This is a genomic window from Paenibacillus sp. JNUCC 34 (assembly GCF_058269055.1).
The window spans coordinates 2173338-2194272 of sequence record NZ_CM177770.1 but is presented as its reverse complement, the minus strand read 5'-3'; the positions used below and the strand labels follow the sequence as shown (position 1 = coordinate 2194272).

Genomic DNA, 20935 nt, shown 5'->3' with positions numbered 1-20935 from the left:
AATAATTTAGCATATAACTGAAAACGTTTACATAATGCACCGGGTGAATAACCTTTTTTATCCATTATAGCGGTTACACAAACCTGTCTAAAAATACCCCCTCCTTGATATGGGAAGTTTATTTAACATTTCAAGGCGGCATGTCTCTAGCTGTCATAACCCCGGCAGTCCACAAAAAAAGCCAAGAAGAACGATGACTACTTAAAGTAGTCATACTATCTTCTTGGCTCATGCCCAAATTCATGGTAACACGCCTTAAAACGTATTCATCTGATGTTGATATCTTAATTCAGTACATCAAGATTGTCAACAACAAAAAAACAAATTAAGAATTAAGGGTGATGCTAAGCACAGAATCTGATCCGGCAATCACACTTCCTGTATGTCCTTCAACATCAGAAGCCAACTCATCGGCATTCGTAACAATCACCGGCGTTACAATCGGATATCCTGCAGCCTTAATGGTGTCAATGTCAAACTCGATCAAAGTCTGACCGGCTTTAACCGAATCCCCAACACTGACATGACTCGTATATCCTTCACCCTTCAATCCTACTGTATTAATTCCAATATGGAACAGATACTGCAGTCCTGTAGCCTTCTCCTCAAGCATAACGGCATGCTTGGTTTTGATGACATGCGCAACTGTGCCGTCAAAAGGAGCAACCAGACGTCCTTCCGATGGTTCAATTGCGATACCTTTGCCCATATGTCCTGCGGCAAATGCTTCATCTGGTACTTGTGACAGAGGTACAGCTTGGCCTGTAAGAGGGGCTTTAACCTCGACTTTATTCACAGTTTTCTTTTTCCAACGTTCAAACATTAAAATTCCTCCTTAGCTTGGCTGCTTTGTTGTGTGCGTCCACTAAACAACCGGTACAGGTGCATGGCCAAGAAGCATACTTCAGCTTCCGGAATAAGTCTGCCTAGATCGTTTTCCATGACTTCGGCAAGACGTTTCGCCAGCTCGTATTCACTAGTAAATTTAGTTTTGATCTGATCCGCAAACGGGTTGTCTACATTGATCGACTGGTTTAGTATCCGGTCAACGGAGAACCGCAGATGCATAAGTAGCCGGACATGGTCCATACTACCGTTCTTAAATTCAATCCCGCGTTCATGCTCAATAATATTCACGAGGCGTCCCACCATATTGGAAGCTTTGACAAGCTGACCGACGGGAACATGGCTTATAGCTGAATACACATGATACGTTAAGAAGCCCACCTCGTCCTCCGGTACCTCTATGTTAAAAGCCCGGCCGATCATTTCTGCGGCCTTCGAGGCTATTTCATATTCTCTCGGAAAGCTGATTTTTGTCTCTTCCAGAAACGGATTGATGATATCCATCCCTTTCCGGATGCGGTAGATCGTAAACTGAATATGACTGGGTAACGCAAGATACACTTTGTCATTCAGTTTTCCCGGAAATTCTGTAGTAATGCTGTTCAAGATTTGATCTGTAATTTCGAGCACCTGAGGATCAAAATCCTCCAGCAGATGATGGTACTGACTCCACTGCTCCCGATCCTCCAACTTAAACAGCTTCTCGATGCGGGGATCATCCGAAGTTATCGTACCACCCGCTTTGGTCCCGAAACCGATCCCTTTGCCAAGTATCACATATTCGAGTTCTTTTTTGCCGCCCTGAACCATTACGACATTATTACCGATAACCCGGATGACCTTAAACGTTTCCGTCCCGCTCATTCGCATCCCCCTTTCTTATAAGCTTAAACCGATTTAGGCAGAAGGATTCACTAAAATAGAAAAGCCAAGAAAAGGCCTTAAGAAAAAAGGCTTTCCTTGGCTCATGCCCGCAAACGGTAACACGCCACTTCAATGTGGATAATATAAATCAATCATAATGCATATCAAATACAGCGTCAACTTGTCGTCGTTCAGCAAGCCTATTCATGTTAAACGTGCTGTTATGATCTCCTTCGGTATTCGCAGGAAGATAAAGAGTAAACTTGCTGCCTATTCCTTCCTTGCTCTCAACTGAGATATGACCGCCCAATAATCTCGCAAGCTGCAGGGATATAGACAAGCCCAGACCTGTACCTCCAAATTTGCGTGCTGTAGCCCCATCTCCCTGACGAAATGCTTCAAAGATCGGTTTCAGATTCTCCTCTGATATGCCAATCCCTGTATCCTCGACCGTAAAAGAAATCATCTCTTTCTCTGAACAATAATCGCCTGTATTCATGGAATCCACTTTACCAATAGTCAGCTTAACTGTACCTTCATCGGTAAATTTAATAGCGTTTGACAGCAGATTACGTAATATCTGATGCAGTCTCATCCCGTCACTGTATATGATGTCAGGAACAGTTGAATCCATTTCGATCTCAAAGTTAAGATGTTTACTTTCCGCTGACTTGTCAAAATATCCTCGCATGATTTCTGGAAGCTCCGTCAGATTGACCAAATCCACTTCGATCACCATTTTTCCTGCCTCAACCTTCGACAGATCCAAAATATCATTGATCAAATTCAGCAGTTCGCTGCCTGATTTATGAATAACAGATGCATAGTCTTGTTCTTCCTCCGTCAAATGCCCCTGTTTGTTCTCTGATAGGATCTCGGACAAAATTAGCATACTGTTGAGCGGCGTACGAAGCTCATGTGACATGTTGGCCAGAAACTGGGATTTATACGTCGAACTTTGCTCTACCTGCTCAGCGTATTTTTCCAATTCCTTCGCAGTTTGTTCTGCAGCATCTTTTTGCGCTTCCAGTCGTTCATTCAACACTTGTGATTCGGACGCATGCATTTGAAGTTCCTCCGTCTGCGCCTGAAGCTCTTCTGTCTGTGCCTGCAATTCTTCCGACTGGACCTGCAGCTCTTCATTCAAAGCCTGGGATTCACGGTACAGCTGCTGAATTTCCATTTTATTCAACATGGAATTCAGTGCAACACCGAGCACCTGAAGGAGCTGCTCCAGAAGCTGTCTCTTTTCATCATCCATAGGTTTGAACATCGCCAGTTCGATCACGCTGAGCACTCTGCCCTCAAACATAACAGGTGCAACTACTAAACTGGAGGGCTCTGCATCTCCCAGACCGGACTCAATACGCACATAGTTCGGCGGAATATCGTCAAACTGAATGATCCGCTTCTCAATCATGCACTGACCAACGAGTCCCTCTCCCGGGGAAAAACGATCACGTACCTTGTCCCACGGTTCACCGTCCGGATCAGCAAAGGCTGCGGCTTTAACCAGCTCAGTATCATTTCGGTTAATAAAAAGTGCTGCGTATGGGACGCTCATCACTCCGGCAGCTTTATGAATAAAGAATCGCGATAATGTATCCAACCCGTCTGCGCTTTGCAGTAGTGTAGACATGACGGTAACCTGATCTTTAATCCAAGCTTGACGACTAACATTAGTCAATAGCTTATTCGTATTCTCAGCCAGATCGAGTACTTCATCACGGGTGTTCACCTTGATTCTCCGGCTAAGATTGCCACCATCGGCAACTCCGTCCGCTATACTTGAGATCATCTCGGTTACCTGGCGAATAGGCCTAACAATGCTCTTGGATATAACAATCGCTGCAAGAATTGTAGCTAACGCTACTGCTGCCCAGAGTGAATACATACTGATCAGCAGATTGGTATTGCTATTCTTCATTTCATCGATACGCCGCAAGGTCAGCTGTCTTTCTGCATCACGAAACTCGGTGAACTGGATTCGGATCATATTCATCGCCTGCTGGCCGGGATCATCAATAAAAAATTGCAGTGCTTCTTCATCCTGCCCTGCCTGCTTAATTCGAACCGCTGGCTGACCAGCAACCTCAATCCATTTATTAATGTTATCCTTAATGTTAGACAGGTTGGTCAATTGAGTCTCATTATCTGCGATTAACTGATGTAACTTGTTATAATTCATCTCCCATGTCGACAAGGCCATTTCGAATGGCTCCAGATACACAGGGTCTCCGGTAATGACAAAACCACGCTGTCCGGTCTCCAGTTCAAGCATGTTTTTTTCGATTTCATGGGTAAGACTGTTAACTTCAATATCATGTTGTTCAATGAAATCAGCTTCCTGCTGGAGAGAAGTCAGACGATCGGAAACAGCCCACAGAAACACACCAAGACACAATAGAACAAGCACATATCCAAAAATAATCTTAGTACGGATTTTTATTTTCAGGCTGTTAGGCAAACTGCTAACCTCCCTGTTACTTCGAATTCTTTCTTATACAATATAGTAATTGTAATGAAAATGGTTTACAAGGTAAAACGTGGTCCCTGTCCCTCTTCGTGACTTTTGTCGTAGGCCATCACACACAATTTCAGGACAGAACTCGTCAGAATTCGTGGGATAAAGAATTGTAGCTTCTGAAGCAGATTACTAGGCATTCCTGCATAGAATAAGACAAACTGTCTGAAATATAACGGAAAGGCGGTTGTCTGATATGGTTTATTCATCATTGAGCCGTGCTAACAGTTTCAATCACAGAATCGTATGGAATTTATTACAGCACACCCGAACAACCACCACTGGATCACAATCGGATCTGACTTCATCCATGATTCCTTTAATGAGTTCCCTGTCAATGACCGACCTGGTATTGAATCGCGGACAACGGATCTCCCCCCATTGGCATCCAGATTCCAATGAACTCTGTTATGTCATAAACGGAGAGTTCTCTGTAACAGTTGTTGAGCCACTGTCTGAAAGCCATCAAACGTTCGTGCTTGTTCCCGGCTGTGCTGTTTATATACCTGCTGGATGGTATCATGACATGACGTCACTCAGTGATGATGCCCGTCTACTCTCTATTTATAGCACGAACGAGCCCCACAGCATCGAAGCTTTAGTTGCATGGAGCACGAACAATAAGGAAGAACATAAAATGAATGACTTACCTGTACAACCTGTGTTCAACCTAGGTATACTTCACGAAAAAGCTCCTGAACAACCTTGCACGAACCGAGAATGGAATAAAAAAGACTCAAAAAAAGCAGCTGTTCCTTCCCCGCCCCTCCTCACCATCAAGTCGTGAGGAATAATAAAACCACGATTCACCGCAATGGGCGAATCGTGGTTTTTATGTAAGTCTTCACGAAAACTTATAAAATTTAATTTAATCGATGTAAAATTGCTGTTCCGGACGAATTCTTTTCTTGAGTAATGCAAGATCTGCTTCCAGCCTAACGACAACTTCTTCAACCGCAGTCGGATCAATAACGGGGCGTTCCGGTTCAGGCCGTACTCCTGCTTTCAGATCACGGATGATAATCTGCTGTTCCTGCCACTTATCCATCAGATCGGAGATCGTAGCGTAGAAGCGTTCATAGTCCTTTATAACATCGTCCAGGAACGAATCAACTTCTTCCGCATCATACCCTCGCAATTTATTCGAAAAATCTTTTTCATGGATAGACAAAGCGTCCAGTTGAATGCCCAGCTGTCGGAAAAGCTTCTTTTGTTTATCCAATCGGCGTTTCATGTGTTCATCCATCGTCGTATACCTCCAAATATTGGTACATCACCTAATTCTGGTCGTTCTCCTTTCTTTTTTATATCATATTCAAGGTCGTTATTAAAACCGTTTGACGCTTTTTTGGAGAAAGTTCCAAAATCATTTGAATACCTTGTAATCCATTAACGAATTTGAGAGATTCCTATATCTGAGATGAAAAGAACCGGACCGATAAATCATCGGTACCGGCTTTTCATGAATCCGAATCCTTACGGATATTGGTTGCAAAGAATTCATAAGCCCGGTATTCTTCGCCTTTTTTCTTATCTTTGTATTTCTCACACATTTGCGTAACTTCTTGAAAAAAATAACGTGCCTCTTCATCTGACATATAGAGCGTATTATTGGTCATACTCGCAAAGGTGGGTTTATCCGTGCTTTTGACCTGTTTGAAAAAACGCTCTTTATTTTGTTCATACAACTCTGACAAAAGCTTATAAGTTTCAGACCTCATCATTTCTTGGGCCGAAGGTTCGTTATTGGTGTCTTTCCGCTTGATTTCAATCGTCCCTGAGAAAGGCAAATAGTATTTGGCCACAATGCCATTGATCTCTTTGGTCGATACGATTTGCACCAACCCGATTTTCTCCAGTTTTTTCACATGATAATGAACTTTAGCAGGCACTTCCCCCAGCTCATCAGCTACTTCCTTCACAGTTGCTGCCCGGTTCAATTTATAAAAAGCATTTAATATTTGCAGCCGGTAGGGATCCGAATAAATCTTAATTTCTTCCAGCGTAGTTAGAACTTTCGTTTCCACATCCGAACACCTCGGTTTCACGATTCAACGTATATTATTCCATTATAGGCCGGATAGGAACAAAATACAAAGTTCTGCTAAATGGCACGGAAGCTTTTCTTGCCATAAAGGAAAAATATCGGAATGATTACTAGCAGGCCCATAACCAGATAGAGCATCTGTGGAGAACTATGTTTGGCTGCCAATCCAGTAAGGAAACTGCCAAGAGGCATTGCAGCTGTGCACATCACAGCAAGCAGTGATCCAATACGCCCGAGCATCTCCCGTGGCGTTACTTCCATTAAATAAGTAGAAACAGGAGTACTCGACAATGTAACTGCAAAACCTGTCATGAGGTAGCTTACCGAGGCCACCTCCATCTGGAAGAATGGCAGGACTGCGGGCAGACTCATTAACGCATATCCAGTACCAAGCAGTAATGTACCCGTCAGAATCAACGTGCTTTTTCTAAATTTACTCCCGTAATTACCCATCCAAATTCCGCCGGCAATCATCCCTAACAGAAGAGCGGTCCCCAGCACACTCATTCCTCCGGCTCCACTACCCAACGTTTCCCGTACATATATTGGCTGCAGTACGTTAAGGGGGGTTAAGCAAAAGTTAATAAACGCAGCTAGAAAAGTCGTTGTTAGCAGAAGGGAGTGTTTTCGCATGAAGGACAGTGCATCTTTCATGTCCCTGAGCACACTTTTCGATTGTGGCGGTTGTGAAGTTTCTTGATCTGATACACGTTTTTCATCTGCCTCCGGATTTGGGATAAAACAGATAATGACAGCAGACAAGATAAACGTCAGTGCGTCAATGGCGATCGTACCGGCGATACCAATGATAGCAATAAGAGCTCCAGCAATTGAAATACCGATGAGTTCAAAGGTCTTGCTGACAGAAGAGGAAAAAGAATTACCTGCTAACAGTTTTTCTTTCGGAAGGAGTCTGGGAACAAGTGACACTTCAGCAGGCCGCGAGAAGCATTCCAGTGTTGAGTTCATGAATGTAAACAGAAATAAATGCCATACCTGGATCTGATCCGTTGCGTACATAAAGGCTGTCAGCGTTACAATGATACCTCGACCGGTATACGTGACGATGAGAACTAGTTTTTTCGACCATCGATCCACGAATACACCTGTGAACAAACTAAAGATCAAGCCAGGCAGATAATTAAAAGCAAATAGCGATCCCATTAACAGCTCTGACCCTGTTATTGTATATACCATCCAACTGTAAGCGATGGAATCAACCGAATCCCCAAATCTGGATATGATTTGTGACAACATATACATCATATAAGGTCTGATCTTGATCAACTGCCGTAATCCTTGTTTTTCAATGACGGCTGCGTTTTGCATGTTAGTTCTCCTCTTCAATAAAATATTTATAACGTTAAAATTATTTTAACGTTAATTTTATTTTAACGATTTTTCTTCACATTGCAATAGGCAAAAAAAATAAACCGCCATAAAATTTTTTGGCGGTTTATTTTACAAGACTTACCTAAGGTCCTAAATTAATAAAGCTTGATGTACGATCAAGGTTGTCCTATTACAATTCGTGCTGATGTGCGGGCAGATTCACGACAAGCATCAATCACCCTCATGTTATAAATGGCATCCTCTGAACTATACGGAAGGGGAACGCCATCTAGTACTGCCGCAGCCACCGCATCGGCCTGAAGTGCAAAATGATTATGTGCTCCAAGCTTCTCTTCTCGGGTTCCTTTAGCCGTGTGTATTAATATTTGAGCCTGATCTTCCATTCGCTCCCACCCGAATGCTGATGGCAATTCGATTCTTCCTTCAGTCCCGGAAATCTCCAAACAGCATCGTGAGTAAGTCCACATACCGCATTCAAAGGTCAACCCAAGGCCATGATCGAACTCCAGCAGCCCATGTGCCATCATATCGACTCCATCATGATCTTCGGAATAAGATGCATGTATGGTAATTGCCTTTGGCTCCATCCCATATATCATTCGAGCCGCTGAGATTGGGTAACAACCCACATCATAAATCGAACCTCCACCCATTTCTCTGCTGTACCTTACATTGTTCTTGTCCGCCGCATTGTTGAAGGTAAAGCTGCCATGTATACCGCGGATTTCCCCAATCTCGCCACGATCGATGAGTTCTCGAACGCGCGCATGCTTAGGATGATAACGGTACATAAACGCCTCGGCAAAAACAACCTTATGCTCCCGTGCAGCATCAACCATTTGACGCACATCCACTTCATTAAGAGCAGCAGGCTTCTCACATAATACATGCTTACCAGCCTTCATCGCTTTGATCGACCAAGGCTTGTGCAAATGATTAGGCAGCGGTATATAGACTACATCAATTTCAGGATCACCCAGCAATTCTTCATAGGATCCATAATAGGTCGGAATGTCAAACCGTTCGGCAACTTCAGCAGCTTTTTCCTTATTTCGGCTAGCAATGGCGGCTACTTCACAGCGTTCTGATTTTAGTATGCCAGGTATCGTAGAATTTCTAGCGATTTTTGCTGTACTCATAATACCAAAGCGCAGTTTACTACCCATGAAGTGATCCCTCCTTTGGTCTCCTTAATAATTATCTATTACCGCTTTGTTAAGTATACCTAAACAACGATCAAGATCACTTTTTACTTGTTTCTTGTAAAGCTTGGCTTTTTCGGCACCATCATCGGTAAAATGATAAAGTACGATTTCCTGGAAGTCGACTCTCGGGTCATTGCCCTTCAATTGCTTCGTCCGGTAAAAAACGCCCTCCTGTACCAGCTCATGAAGCGCCCGGTAAATCTCGCTCTGTGGCGGCGAATAACCGTATTTTTTAAATTCTTGCCGCATTTCTTCCAACATCTGATACCCATACCCCCGCTGCTGCTCAACCATCGTAATAAGATAAACTTTAATAAATGCCCTTTGAGCGATCATAAAAGCCATCCTGCCGCCTCCTCCCTTGAAAGTTTGAATTCGCTTTATATACCATTATAAGCCACCGTTTCCCATTTTGCACAACAGGTGAAGCCTCCTCCTTATTAACAGGTTGGTGTATGTAGATAGGGAATAAGTATGGATTTGAGCTGATAGTATCTAAGTATTATGATCGAATGGTTTATTATTGTGAATTTTTCATATGTTGAAATTATATAATATTTAGGTATTCATAAGAAAAAACCGCCTAAAAGGCGGGCGGTTTTGTTGCTTCGTTTTGTGCGTTGCTCAATTAGTTGATTACATTTTCACCGATGTGTTTAATTCTCGTTTGGCTACCGCCTGCTTCCGGCCTCTTCCGCCTGGTACTCCTGCCAACCATTTACCAAATGGTATCAGCGCGAACAACCGCGCGCCCATATAAGCCAACGCTACGCTAATGATCCACGAGGAGATGATCCGGATTAAAGATGACGTTGAAACCATAAGACTCTCATCCAGCAAATAACTGATGCGCAGTGTCAGTAAATGCATAAGGTAAGCACCGAAAGAGTAGAGACCCAGACTGGATAATGCAGCGTTAACAGATCTACCGGCCCTCCGGCATATCCATCCTGCGAGATCATACATCGCCAGAATAGAACTGATAAGGAACAACGCCATCCATGGTCTTAAGAGTGACAGCGAGTAGAACGTAATCCGCGCTCCATCCGCCAGACGGATCTCATTTATTCCTAACATCAGATGAAAACCGAACATGAACACAAATATGGTCCAATACACAGGTCTTGCCCGATGAATCCACTTAGACCACATCTCCGGATTCATTCCGGCAGCAGCTCCCAGAATAAAATAGAACGAGAAATTCAGTGCGTTTCGGTCGGCATAGGTCGTAAATAATTCACTCCATACCGGAATATGAAGTCCGCCCATAATGCGACCAATATCAGGGATGTAAGCTGTCATAACAATAAACAGTACACCGGCTGCAACTAAAAGCGTCACATTGACACGGTGTTTTAACCGGCTGGATATACCGCGTATTATTGAACGGAACACCGGGTAGAGAAGATAAAATTGAAACAGCATGATAATATACCACAGATGTGAACTTGCCTTTCCTGTAATGAGCACACTCCCCAGTTCAGTCCATCCCTCCACAGAATCTAGATGGAGTCTCCCATTAATCGCAACATGAATGATGGTCCAGATGGCAAACGGTATATAAATATCACTAATACGTCTTTTGACGAAGTTACTATATTGAAGTTGTCCCGAGTCATTATAAAATAGAACCATTCCTGTAATAAAAATGAATACAGGAACGGCAAATTTGGTAGCCATAAGCAGTATAGCCATCAAAATGCCGTCAGGCTCTGTCATCCCTTCAGCCACCGAATAATGGGCAATTGAGTGCTGCATAATGACAGCCAGGAACGCCATTCCTCGAAGACGTTCAATTTCCAGTATTCTCTCTTTCCGCATTCCTTCTCTCTCTCTCTCCGATCCTATTTAACTGTCATCCCATTATAAATGAAAGAAAGGCAGTAACGACATACATCATTTATTCCAGAGCTTCCATTTTGCCACTTACAGTAAAAAGTCCGGTTCCTGGCAGGAACCGGACCAATTCATGGGATCAACATATTCAAGTTTCGTTGTACAACCTAGACATTAAGTTATACTCTGGACTTACCTCCCATGTTTCATATGGAACAAAACACTCAGCTTTCATTGCATCAAGCGTACGAGATACTGCTTTATCTAAAGCTTCTCCTACTTCAACATTTCCCCCTGGCATTTCCCACGTATCGGAACGCCAGTGAGTCTTAAGCAATAGAACATTACCTTTTTCATTCATCACTAAAGCAGAAACGGAAACAGTGTGTTTTGGATGTTCATTTTCCATTTAAAATCCTCCATACAAGCAGAATTTATTATCATCGTCATACTACATCTTCGCTCGCGTCCGGTTTGTAGGTATCGCCTGAAGGGGGTCATCGGGCCAGTAATGCTTCGGATAACGCCCTTTCAGATCTTTTTTCACTTCAAAATAACCGCTGCTCCAGAAGCTGGACAAGTCTGAGGTCACCTGAACTGGCCTTTGGGCCGGAGACAGCAGGTGGATGGTTAACGGAACTCTTCCGCCCGCAATACGCGGCGTTTCCGGCAAACCAAACATTTCTTGAAGCCGAACAGCTAAGAAGGGGTTCAATGGATCCTGATAGTCTACAGGTATGGAGGAGCCGCTCGGCACTTTGATATGTGTCGGTGCCTCCTTGTGAAGCTGCTGTCGCTGCTCCCAGGTCAAAAGATTCTCAAGAAGCACTGCTATCTGCAGCCGCTGCAGCGTATGGCGGCTACGGGCACCTTCTAAGTATGGTACCAGCCATTCCTCAAGGGTGTTCATCAGCGCTTCTTCCGAAACGTCCGGCCAATCGGAGTGATGACGTTTCATAAATGACATACGTTGTCTCATCTGGACCGCCTGTTTGTTCCATGAAAGAAGCGACAGACCTTCTTTGCGGATGCCTTCCAGTACCGCTGCTGAAATCTCTTCATCCGTAGGCTGAGCGTAAACCTGCTCTTTAACCATAATGGCTCCGAGTGTTCTCTTTATCCGTGCACGAACAGCGCCTGCCGATGAGTCCCATACTACTTCTTTCATATCAACCATGTTATCACCATGATAACGACTGATAACTTCCGAATCTAACCATGCAGCCAATTGAATACTGCCCTCCGCCCCTTTGTCATCCACCGTAGCTGCAACAATATATTCCGCCCTGCTTAAATGCTGTACCGACTTCAATACGGCACCCCGTCCACTGCAAAGCAAAAAGCTGCCACCTCCGCGATTTTTAGCAATCCGGTCGGGGTAGGCAAAGGAAAGCAGCAGTCCACACATAGTAACGTCCAGCTTGCTCTCTCTATTCAGATGAAGCTGTTGAGACAAATGACGGATCTCCTGGATCAAACGCTTCCTGGTTCCTTCTTTGACGTCCATTCCACCATGTGCTGTTATATGACCCTGTTCCATTAACAACAGCCGTTCGACTCTCGTCCTCACATCACAATCAGCGGCAGCTTCGCTGCTGCTGATGATGTCCCTCTCTTGTAGAAGTACCGCAAGCCTGCAGGCCAATGCACCATGCCCAAACTCTTTGGCCATCAGGAGCATATGAGAGAGTCTAGGATGCATTCCTAGCTCAGCCATCTTGCAACCATGGGATGTGACTGATCCACCAGCATCCAATGCTCCCAGCTGCTGCAACAATTCCCGTCCCTGCTGAAAAACGGCAGAAGGTGGTGTATCCAGCCATGATAGCTCCTCCGGCTCTCTTACTCCCCACGCAGCCAGTTCAAGGGCCAACGGTGCCAGATCGGATTGCCGGATATCCGGGGTGTTCGTTTCGGACAGATGCATGTGCTCCACCTCACTCCATACCCGGTAACATCTCCCAGGCGCAAGTCTACCCGCCCGCCCACGGCGTTGATCGGCTGACGCCTTCGACACCCGGCGGGTAATCAGCTGTGGGAGGCCTGTTCTTGGCGAGAATACTTCCGTTCGCATGAATCCGCTGTCCACAACGATACGGATGCCTTCCAATGTCAAACTACTCTCAGCTATGGAAGTTGACAGCACAATCCTCCGGCACCCACTACTGTCCTGCCGTATCGCTTCGTCCTGCTTGTCTGAAGACAACTGGCCATATAGCTCACGTATGATGATATTTCGAGGTAATCCCGCACTTTCGAGTTCTTGAGCCGTACGACGAATTTCACGCACCCCCGGTAAAAAGACCAGTACATCTCCTTCGCCTTCGGTAAGCGCACGACAAATAACAGCCGCAACCCCCTGTTCCAACGATTGTGATGAAGGTGCAGGCGCATATATGGTCTCGACGGGGTAGGTTCTTCCGGCACATCGAATTACCGGTGCATCACCAAGAAGATCTGCGACCGGTTCAGCTTCCAATGTAGCCGACATGACAAGCAGCTTTAAATCATTGCGAAGCACAGATTGAGTCTCCAGTGCTAATGCCAGTCCTGTATCAGCGTGAATACTTCTTTCGTGAAACTCATCAAAAATAATCATTCCGATGCCTGACAGCTCCGGATCACTTTGCAGCATCCGGGTAAGGATACCTTCGGTAACGACCTCAATCTTCGTCTCCGCGCTTACCCGGCTGTCCATGCGTACACGATACCCGACGGTTTTTCCGACCGGTTCACCGAGGGATGACGCCATATATGAAGCGGCTGAGCGGGCTGCGAGCCTTCGGGGTTCCAGCATAATAATCTTTTTCCCCTCCAGCCATGGTTCATCCAGGAACGCAAGCGGTGTTTGGGTCGTTTTCCCCGCTCCCGGCTCGGCGATCAGAACAGCTGAATCCTGTTCTCGAAACGTCTCTTTTAGCATCGGTAATACTTGTTGAATAGGAAGCTCATTTATGTTCATACATCTATTCCTGTCATTTGGATTTACTAGTGATCAGTGCCGGTAACTTCATTAGTCAGCCGATCTTTTATCTGTGATTCATACTGCAGAAAAGCTCCACTTGTCCCCAATCCTCGCTTCTCCATCAGCATTTGCAATCGCAGGCTCTTCTCATTGAACAGCTTTTTGTGCTGCTCCTTATCCCCTTCACTGCTGCATGCGTTCATGAGGTCAAATAGTCTGACACATTCCTTGCGCAAACTGACCTCCTCCGGCACGAATCCGGCATTTTTCAACATACGGTAGGACATCCGAAGATCCTCTGGAATATGCGACAGATCATCTACGGGTAGCGGCTTGCCTGCATATGCCGAATTATCTAATTCACCTTTTCGGACGGCTTCCTCAATCTTTTGTTCTGCCAACCGGGAAAACATACTCATGGTTGAAGCCTCCTCAATCATTTTTATTTCTATCATAAATGATTACGGTATCAAAAGAAATAAGCCGATAATGCCAAGCTTTTCTTCAGGAACAACAACGAATAGCGAAATTGGAGTAGGCAATGACTTTGCCAGGTTCAAATATTTGCTCTGGTTGGAGAGATAACAACGTTTCCTCCAATAATTTACGAAGACAAAAAAAAAGAAACCGCTGTGGCAGCAGTTTCTTTTTGTAAAAGTGAAGTTTATAACCTCCGATTGAACGGTCGGTTCACCCTCTTCAGTGGAGAAGTGATTCCGCACCATCGATGAAGATTTGAGAGCCTGTAATATGCCGGGATTCATCTGAGGCAAGGAACGCTACCAGATCAGCAACCTCCTCCGGTTTGCCCGGTCCTTTTGCAAGGGGCTGACCGCCTTTCGGATACTCAATCGGAATGACAATCTTATCGAGATCCCCTTGTTTTTTTGTGCTTTGATCAATATTGGTCGAAATAGCACCGGGACAAATGACGTTCACGCGAATCTTAAACTGAGCAAGTTCCAATGCTGCCATTTTAGCAAAGGCGACTTGACCGGCCTTCGTCGTGCTGTAGGCTATCATACCAAAGCCTGTAAACACTCGTGTACCATTGACGGAGCTTGTAATAATAATGCTGCCTTGACCTCTTTTTTTCAAGTGAGGAAGTGCGTACTTGACGGTCAAAAAGGTGCCGTTCAGATTGATGTTCAGCGTCTTCTCCCAGTCCTCCAGCTTCATCTCTTCGATAGGTGCCAGGACTCCGTTTATTCCCGCATTTGCGAACACGATGTCGATGCCACCAAATATTTCTACGGATTCGAGGACAGCTTTTTCTACACGTTCCGGATTCGACGTATCCACATCAAAAGAACGTGCACAGCCCTCACGGATCGCATTCAACTCCTGCTCCACTTCATTCGTACGATCATCCAACAAATCAAACAATGCGACGTTTGCGCCTTCCGTTGCGAGTTTTACAGCTGCCGCTTTGCCAATGCCGGAGCCTGCCCCCGTAACGATTGCCGTTTTCCCTTGAAATCGAACATTTCCATTACTCATCATACCCATCTCCTTTTCCGTAACAATGTGAACTCATCTGTCACAAGATTACCCAAAAGGCGGATGTTTATAATCAAAATTGGATAATTTTTTTGGATCATGCCACTACTTTTACCACACGATTTCGAGAAATGAAGCATCATCCTCAAGTCCGCCCGTGTGGAGTGCATTCATTAATACCTGCACTTGATCATCCGGCACCCATTCACATAGCGGATCCAGATCGATTAATCCATCACTATACATTAATAATCGGTATCCTGTAAGATCATCTAATCTGCATTCATATACATGCGGTTTGCCACCGATCGGTCCACTACGCGTAGACCAGCGCTCTGCTGTTCGGAAGTTGTCTCCGAAACAGGATGACATCTCCATATGCTCGTTAAACAACCGCAACCGAGAATCCCCTTGCCAAGCGAGCCACAACTTCCCTTTTCGTTGAAAGCGGCCAGGCTGCTCAATTCGTCCGCATATATACATCGCTTCACTGCCGAGACGCTGTTTCTCTTGCAGTACCTCCTTCAGCAGCTGGGGCGTGTTGTCTTTCACCTCGAAACGGTCAGACTCTTGAGAAGAGGTTGTTGCAAGTTCTTGCAGTTCACGTTCAAGGTGATGCTGTGAAAGTTCACTGCCCTTTCGGAGCCACGCTAGCAGACCACGGCCCAGGAACCGGGATGCAAAATCCCCCCTGTAGCTCAATCCAACACCGTCGCACAGAACAAAGCTGCACACTCCACCATCTATAGCAAATGCCACATAATCCTGGCCTTTCTCTGAGAGCATGACGGTTTCTGCCGCCCGGCCGTAAGCATACCTGCATGTAAAATCCTGCTCGATGCTTGACACAGGCTGTTCTCCCGACTGCTTGCACTCATAGAAATACGAATCTCGTGATTTTATGCGGCCACCTGTTCTCTGCTCTTCACACGCACTGGAACATTTCATAGGCTCTACCTGACCGGGGTCGCCGCTGACATCTGGAAACCGATGGAGACCAATTCAGCACACGTCCCCGGAAGCATCATTAGTGCACCGGGGCTTAACTGATAATCAGCTTCCACCAACATCTCTCGATAACTTTCAGGCAGCACCGATGTCATCATTTTTAATTTACGGGCGTGCTCATCCTCCAGCGTTGAGTCCGGGAGTATTCCCTTCCAGCGTCTCGGTTCACTCACCGGCTGGCTCATCAGGTGATCAGAGATAAAAATATTCTCAACGAGCACATTTCCGTCAGGTACACTCATACTCATAATCCGCCGGGCGATAGGTTCAGGGTCTTCACCTGTGGCAACACCGTCCGTCATATGACATACCAGCGGTGCCGGACAATCCTGCATATTCGGTATTTCTGCCTGCAATATTCTCTCGGCTTGAAGGAATGCCTTTGCCGAATCTGAAAAACGTATCGGCGTCAGATCCGGCAGTGAACCGATGGCTGCAATCTCATCAATTCCTTTAATCCCGTTCAACAAATCGTATACATCATCACTATACGCGAGTATGGCTATCCGGTAACGGGGGGTAAGACGATTGCCCTTCGTGGAACGGAACACCATCTGCCGGATAGCCAAAGACAGAGCTTCATAGACGACGTCAATCCGTCTACGTCCTTCCATTAGCATATTCATCGAAGCACTAATATCAATTAAGTATATAATGAGCGCTGGTGTGCGCTGCGATGCTTGTATCGTGTAATTCAAGTATAACACCCCTGCATTCCGTTATGTCATAGTTTCGGCATCCAATAACTGCTGTCGTTAAGAAAGTTATTAATGTTATTTAAACGAGCTCTCATTTTGCCTACCGTGTTGTAATAAGCCGCATCTTTTTGATAAATGCTAACAAAATCGTGTGCAAAGTCTTTGACTCTGTCCTTGTTTCCCGCGACCTGGGCATTATAGGCTTGGTTATATATAGCGAGAAGCTCAACAACATTTTGAGCACGCTGCTTTTTTAATTGCTCTGCCTTTGCCGCTTTAATTTTTGCCTGCTCTTTGCGTGCTTCTTCTTTTTTGGCAGCTGCAGCTGCCTTGTCTGCCGCTACCTTAGCAGCCTTGTCTGCTGCTGCCTTAGCTGCTGCATCAGCGGCTGCCTTCTTCTTCTCCTCAAGTTCTGCCAGATGTGCTTCATACTTCGCTTGCTTATCGTATTTTTCCTGGAGAAGTTTCTTCTTTTTGTTCTCCTCAACTTGCGCTAAATACGCTTCATACTTCGCTTGCTTTTCATACTTCTCTTCGAGTTCCGCTTTGTCAGCAGCAAGTTTTTCCTTCTTAGCTTTTTCAGCTGCCAGGGCAGCTGCCTCTACCTTTTTACGTTCCTCTTTCTGCTTGGCTTCTTCTTTGAGGCGAGCCTCTTCGGCTTTCTTTTCCTCAGCTTTCTTCTCTTCCGCTTCCTGCTGCTTGCGGGCGTCTTCCGCCAGCTGGGCTTCCTTGGCTGCAGCCAATCGCGCTTCCTCCTGCTGACGACTTTCCGCTTTAGCTGCCAAAATACTGTTCACGGTAAAAGCGGATCCCGCAAGAATAGCAACAGCGACTGCCGAAGAAATCATAAACTTTTTGGAGCTGATAAGCGCCTGCCAGCCCTGTTTCCCTGGATCGGGCGGATATAATTGTTGTTCAAGCCCCTGAATAGCAGCTGCCAATTCCACCTCAAGCGGACTGTCTTTCTTGACAAAGTGATACGCTGATCGGAATATTTCAAGCGCTCCTAACAGATTTCCTGCACTCTCCAGATCACGTGCTTGATGGAACAGCCGGCCTACCACATTGTCATTTACTTCCCGATTACCGGGAATAATGCCTAACATTTCACTATCAGGCTCTGGGCTGGCGATCGGTTTAGGGGACTCTGCTCCCTCCGATCCAGCAGCAGAAAGTGCTGCAGCGGTCGAGTCCTCCACAATTTCATCAGCAGCTTCTTCCTCAGACAACGTTGAGAGTGCAACCAACCATTCTCCGAAGGTTGGACAGCTGCTCAAGTCCTGGCTATCCCAAGCACGGTTGAATAGATCTGAAATCCCAAGCCCCCAGCGCTGTCCTAATGATTTCTTAAGTAGAAAGTACCGCTCGCATGGAGTCTGCATCTCATGCTGGTCAAAATAACTTTCACCCCATGCCTTAGCTACAATGGCTTGATCGCTCCATCCTAACATTTCAGCGATAATAACGGCACCTGCAAAGCGGTCCGCATATGCACTCCATAATCCGCTGTGCACCGTTCGGTGTGCAGCATAGCCAGGCGATCCTGCAAGCAGCACATCAGGCCGGTCCATCTTGGGACTATAAATCTGCTCAACATCCACAAGTTCAACGGCTGCCGAGCCTTCTGGCAGCTTCACTTCTGAAAAAAACGGAAGCATGACGTTTGGCGCAGACAGGTCACAATGTGCCAGACCGCGCTGCTCCATGCTTGAGCCAATGGCAGCCAGCGCTTTTGCCAACATAAGGCTTTCGCCTCGTCCGAGCGTACGCTGGTCACTGATTACATCGAACCACGTAACCCCATGAATCCATGGCATCACTACGGCGTACAGCAGGTCCGGGTAATCTGCAATCAAGTCTCCGTTTCTTTCGGGAGTGAGCACATCGCGACTGCACACTTTCAAACCGGGAACTTCCCGGTAATTAGCCATATGTTCCGATTGATACACCATTGCTGGAATTCTGAATTTTGGAAAGAACACTTTTAGGGCTTTTGCCTTGTGCAATTCTCCGTTAATGGGCAGCAGTTGATATACGATGCCCTGCCTTCCAGCTTGAGCATAGGCCAATCCTGGGGCGGCAGGATGCTGTCCCACCGTATAGGCCGCTCCGTTTATGATGATTTCATCGCCCGGATTCGGCTGAAAAGTCATGAAGATCCCCCTCTCTTCTTAGTTCAAAATTTAATAGTACTAACTCCTATCAGATAAATTCTCTGGGATTGCAAGAAAACCGGGAGTCAGCTTGAACACCCGGTTTTCTGGTTTATGAACTTATTATATACCAATAAAACCCAATTGAATATTAACGAGATTCGTCCGCCATGCGGAATTTTTGAGCGATCGCCTTCAGCTCTGTGCTGATGCTATCGAGCGTCTGTACAAAAGAGTTCATCAAACGGCTGGCTTCCTGGAACTCCTGGAAGAAGCGCTGCTTCGTCATACCGTCCCATTGACCTTCCATACCGTTTACGGATTGAGTCAGACTGTTAACGATTTGCTGACTCTGTTCACCGCTTTGCTTAAATTGGTTTGCTACTTGTTCAACTTGCTCCGGTGTAATTAAAATGCGTCCTGCCATGTATGTACCTCCTTTGAAATTTCGGTTCCGATTAACAATTGTCATCTTATCCTATGTTGGTAAGATTTACAAAATGTCCTCAGACCTAAATTCCAATTACCCCCAATGACCCAGTAATGAAACTCGTTCCCTCGATAATCTAGCGTATTAATTTGCAATACTCATATTAGAAGGATCGGTAAAAGTCCATCCCTGGCCATTTAAAGCAGCCTGTTTGGCAGAATCGCCGCCATCACTGCTATTCATCCCCACTGCGGCAGCAGCCGAGCTAGGATTGGAAATAACGGAACCGGAAGTACCTGACTCCGGCAAAATGGAGTTTCCTCCTTCTTGCTTGAAAGCCGCAAACAAAGAAGTAGGTGAAACCTCACCTATATTGGCATGCTCGAGAATACTCTGATATTGATGATCAGCTTCCTGAAACTGATCGGCTTTCATTTGCAAATGCTTGCCCATTTGTGCCAAAAGAGCTCCCAAATTCTCTCCAAGCCTCTGGGCAGACTGCCACTCATCAATAACCGCCGCTTTCATTGAAGTTTCCCAGACAAGCGAACTAATTGCCTGATGAAGTTGATTAGTTATGGCAACATACTGTTCGCCGGATTGCTGAAGCTGACGACTTAATGTCCGGAGCAACTCCGGTTCGACAGATATACGCATAGGTCCTCACCTTTCATACGGGTTCCGTTACTGTTTCAGCCACATGAGGAGCATATGATGAAATTGCTCCTTTGTTGCAGGTGCTGCGGTCAGCCAATCCTGATCGCCCTGAAGACTCATACGCAGCAGCCAGTTCATGGACTCATTCACAACAAACGCTGCATTTTGACTCTCCCAGTTATGCCCGTTCCATATTGACAGCTGAAGCTCCCCCGAAGAAACCCGGTTTTTCAAACATTTTGCCAGTGCAATCGAACCTTCAGTATCGCCCGTTAATCTGGCTAACCTGTCACTGATCTCATCACAGTTCATATCGGAAGCACAGGTGTAAATATCCGCAAATTCCTTGCGGCTAAGCAGCAGAGCCGGTATTTCTCCCAGAGACTGATCACTGAGAGCCAACTCTTCTACCAACTTATTACATGTATCTTCAATCGAGCCAAGTTCACTTAACATATAACATCGATCGTTTTCATCACACTTGCAAACTTGTATAACCTGTTCGCCGGTTACGTGCAAATATCCTTCAAACGACTTACCTCTGTTCTCATATCTCAACCAACAGGCACGCTCAGCCAGCCCCGCTATCGCCACACGGGAAAACACATCAGGCGGAATTGACAGTTCTCCGCTTTCCTCACGTATTAAATAGCGCTTTTCGAGAAGCGAATTTTTCGACGCTTCCCACTCATCAGCAATTTCCTCAGTTAAATACCCGCTGAAGGGATCTTCGACCCCGAGCAGACGATCTGAACCGAGAATACCGGCCAAGAAAAAAAACTCCTTAGCATTCAGCGTTACGGTCTCCTGTTTGGAAGCATGAATCGTCAACATTATGAGCCACCTCCC

Annotated in this window: 20 protein-coding genes; 1 reads left to right on the top strand and 19 read right to left on the bottom strand. The window is 45.7% G+C overall.

The genetic code is table 11. From position 1 onward, the window contains the following. Nucleotides 1-325 precede the first annotated feature (325 nt). The 3 genes from AC2TF5_RS10350 to AC2TF5_RS10340 all read right to left on the bottom strand — a co-directional run bounded on the left by AC2TF5_RS10350 (nucleotide 326) and on the right by AC2TF5_RS10340 (nucleotide 4177). Nucleotides 326-823 carry a PTS sugar transporter subunit IIA gene (locus AC2TF5_RS10350; protein WP_491302073.1) on the bottom strand — a complete coding sequence of 166 codons (498 nt, stop codon included), beginning with the start codon at nucleotides 821-823 and terminating at the stop codon, nucleotides 326-328. Beyond that, nucleotides 823-1710 (bottom strand): PRD domain-containing protein, encoded by an 888-nt coding sequence (locus tag AC2TF5_RS10345; RefSeq protein ID WP_491302072.1) that lies wholly within the window; start codon nucleotides 1708-1710, stop codon nucleotides 823-825. Before AC2TF5_RS10345 ends, AC2TF5_RS10350 begins: the two co-directional genes overlap by 1 nt. 148 nt (nucleotides 1711-1858) lie before the next feature. Beyond that, entirely contained in the window at nucleotides 1859-4177 is a 2319-nt protein-coding gene (locus tag AC2TF5_RS10340; protein ID WP_491302071.1) for a CHASE3 domain-containing protein, read from the bottom strand. A gap of 253 nt (nucleotides 4178-4430) precedes the next feature. Here AC2TF5_RS10340 and AC2TF5_RS10335 point away from each other — a divergent pair, with 253 nt between their 5' ends. Continuing rightward, nucleotides 4431-5021, top strand: a complete 591-nt coding sequence (locus AC2TF5_RS10335) for a cupin domain-containing protein (RefSeq protein ID WP_491302070.1) — start codon at nucleotides 4431-4433, stop codon at nucleotides 5019-5021. Between the two features lie 81 nt (nucleotides 5022-5102). On the opposite strand, the gene AC2TF5_RS10330 is transcribed toward AC2TF5_RS10335, so the two are convergent. From AC2TF5_RS10330 to AC2TF5_RS10255, 16 genes are all read right to left on the bottom strand, one after another. Beyond that, nucleotides 5103-5480: a DivIVA domain-containing protein gene (locus tag AC2TF5_RS10330; protein WP_491302069.1), complete on the bottom strand. Its 378-nt coding sequence runs from the start codon at nucleotides 5478-5480 to the stop codon at nucleotides 5103-5105. A 214-nt stretch (nucleotides 5481-5694) separates the two neighbouring features. Then, nucleotides 5695-6261: an ArsR/SmtB family transcription factor gene (locus tag AC2TF5_RS10325; protein WP_491302068.1), complete on the bottom strand. Its 567-nt coding sequence runs from the start codon at nucleotides 6259-6261 to the stop codon at nucleotides 5695-5697. A gap of 77 nt (nucleotides 6262-6338) precedes the next feature. Then, nucleotides 6339-7610, bottom strand: coding sequence for an MFS transporter (locus AC2TF5_RS10320; protein ID WP_491302067.1), 1272 nt, complete (start codon nucleotides 7608-7610; stop codon nucleotides 6339-6341). Between the two features lie 179 nt (nucleotides 7611-7789). Continuing rightward, entirely contained in the window at nucleotides 7790-8800 is a 1011-nt protein-coding gene (locus tag AC2TF5_RS10315; protein ID WP_491302066.1) for a Gfo/Idh/MocA family protein, read from the bottom strand. Nucleotides 8801-8824: 24 nt separating this feature from the next. Then, nucleotides 8825-9184 carry a replication termination protein gene (locus AC2TF5_RS10310; RefSeq protein WP_491302065.1) on the bottom strand — a complete coding sequence of 120 codons (360 nt, stop codon included), beginning with the start codon at nucleotides 9182-9184 and terminating at the stop codon, nucleotides 8825-8827. A gap of 291 nt (nucleotides 9185-9475) precedes the next feature. Continuing rightward, a complete protein-coding gene (locus tag AC2TF5_RS10305) occupies nucleotides 9476-10660 on the bottom strand; it encodes an acyltransferase (RefSeq protein WP_491302064.1) in 1185 nt (394 codons plus the stop codon). 163 nt (nucleotides 10661-10823) lie between these two features. Continuing rightward, nucleotides 10824-11084: an NUDIX domain-containing protein gene (locus AC2TF5_RS10300; protein ID WP_491302063.1), complete on the bottom strand. Its 261-nt coding sequence runs from the start codon at nucleotides 11082-11084 to the stop codon at nucleotides 10824-10826. 42 nt (nucleotides 11085-11126) lie between these two features. After that, nucleotides 11127-13637, bottom strand: a complete 2511-nt coding sequence (gene hrpB, locus AC2TF5_RS10295; protein WP_491302062.1) for an ATP-dependent helicase HrpB — start codon at nucleotides 13635-13637, stop codon at nucleotides 11127-11129. A 26-nt stretch (nucleotides 13638-13663) separates the two neighbouring features. Beyond that, a complete protein-coding gene (locus AC2TF5_RS10290) occupies nucleotides 13664-14059 on the bottom strand; it encodes a DnaJ family domain-containing protein (protein WP_491302061.1) in 396 nt (131 codons plus the stop codon). A gap of 280 nt (nucleotides 14060-14339) precedes the next feature. Beyond that, complete coding sequence (locus tag AC2TF5_RS10285; protein WP_491302858.1) at nucleotides 14340-15140, bottom strand: SDR family oxidoreductase; 801 nt, start codon at nucleotides 15138-15140, stop codon at nucleotides 14340-14342. Nucleotides 15141-15251: 111 nt separating this feature from the next. After that, nucleotides 15252-15989: a hypothetical protein gene (locus tag AC2TF5_RS10280; RefSeq protein ID WP_491302060.1), complete on the bottom strand. Its 738-nt coding sequence runs from the start codon at nucleotides 15987-15989 to the stop codon at nucleotides 15252-15254. 104 nt (nucleotides 15990-16093) lie between these two features. Beyond that, the gene (locus AC2TF5_RS10275; protein ID WP_491302059.1) at nucleotides 16094-16846 is read right to left on the bottom strand and encodes a vWA domain-containing protein; all 753 of its coding nucleotides are present in this window, start codon (nucleotides 16844-16846) and stop codon (nucleotides 16094-16096) included. Between the two features lie 26 nt (nucleotides 16847-16872). Next, nucleotides 16873-18999 (bottom strand): hypothetical protein, encoded by a 2127-nt coding sequence (locus AC2TF5_RS10270; RefSeq protein ID WP_491302058.1) that lies wholly within the window; start codon nucleotides 18997-18999, stop codon nucleotides 16873-16875. A gap of 151 nt (nucleotides 19000-19150) precedes the next feature. Next, a complete protein-coding gene (locus AC2TF5_RS10265; protein ID WP_208919036.1) occupies nucleotides 19151-19426 on the bottom strand; it encodes a WXG100 family type VII secretion target in 276 nt (91 codons plus the stop codon). Between the two features lie 147 nt (nucleotides 19427-19573). Next, nucleotides 19574-20086, bottom strand: a complete 513-nt coding sequence (locus tag AC2TF5_RS10260) for a WXG100 family type VII secretion target (RefSeq protein WP_491302057.1) — start codon at nucleotides 20084-20086, stop codon at nucleotides 19574-19576. A gap of 27 nt (nucleotides 20087-20113) precedes the next feature. Continuing rightward, complete coding sequence (locus tag AC2TF5_RS10255; RefSeq protein WP_491302056.1) at nucleotides 20114-20920, bottom strand: hypothetical protein; 807 nt, start codon at nucleotides 20918-20920, stop codon at nucleotides 20114-20116. Between the last annotated feature and the right edge of the window lie 15 nt (nucleotides 20921-20935).

Bases quoted from the DNA above. Each gene is read 5' to 3' on its own strand.
- AC2TF5_RS10345 (WP_491302072.1), bottom strand. From the start codon at position 1,710: ATGAGCGGGACGGAAACGTTTAAGGTCATCCGGGTTATCGGTAATAAT.
- AC2TF5_RS10265 (WP_208919036.1), bottom strand. From the start codon at position 19,426: ATGGCAGGACGCATTTTAATTACACCGGAGCAAGTTGAACAAGTAGCA.
- AC2TF5_RS10255 (WP_491302056.1), bottom strand. From the start codon at position 20,920: ATGTTGACGATTCATGCTTCCAAACAGGAGACCGTAACGCTGAATGCT.
- AC2TF5_RS10330 (WP_491302069.1), bottom strand. From the start codon at position 5,480: ATGGATGAACACATGAAACGCCGATTGGATAAACAAAAGAAGCTTTTC.
- AC2TF5_RS10260 (WP_491302057.1), bottom strand. From the start codon at position 20,086: ATGCGTATATCTGTCGAACCGGAGTTGCTCCGGACATTAAGTCGTCAG.
- hrpB (WP_491302062.1), bottom strand. From the start codon at position 13,637: ATGAACATAAATGAGCTTCCTATTCAACAAGTATTACCGATGCTAAAA.
- AC2TF5_RS10300 (WP_491302063.1), bottom strand. From the start codon at position 11,084: ATGGAAAATGAACATCCAAAACACACTGTTTCCGTTTCTGCTTTAGTG.
- AC2TF5_RS10270 (WP_491302058.1), bottom strand. From the start codon at position 18,999: ATGACTTTTCAGCCGAATCCGGGCGATGAAATCATCATAAACGGAGCG.
- AC2TF5_RS10290 (WP_491302061.1), bottom strand. From the start codon at position 14,059: ATGAGTATGTTTTCCCGGTTGGCAGAACAAAAGATTGAGGAAGCCGTC.
- AC2TF5_RS10310 (WP_491302065.1), bottom strand. From the start codon at position 9,184: ATGGCTTTTATGATCGCTCAAAGGGCATTTATTAAAGTTTATCTTATT.
- AC2TF5_RS10335 (WP_491302070.1), top strand. From the start codon at position 4,431: ATGGTTTATTCATCATTGAGCCGTGCTAACAGTTTCAATCACAGAATC.
- AC2TF5_RS10285 (WP_491302858.1), bottom strand. From the start codon at position 15,140: ATGAGTAATGGAAATGTTCGATTTCAAGGGAAAACGGCAATCGTTACG.
- AC2TF5_RS10320 (WP_491302067.1), bottom strand. From the start codon at position 7,610: ATGCAAAACGCAGCCGTCATTGAAAAACAAGGATTACGGCAGTTGATC.
- AC2TF5_RS10305 (WP_491302064.1), bottom strand. From the start codon at position 10,660: ATGCGGAAAGAGAGAATACTGGAAATTGAACGTCTTCGAGGAATGGCG.
- AC2TF5_RS10315 (WP_491302066.1), bottom strand. From the start codon at position 8,800: ATGGGTAGTAAACTGCGCTTTGGTATTATGAGTACAGCAAAAATCGCT.
- AC2TF5_RS10350 (WP_491302073.1), bottom strand. From the start codon at position 823: ATGTTTGAACGTTGGAAAAAGAAAACTGTGAATAAAGTCGAGGTTAAA.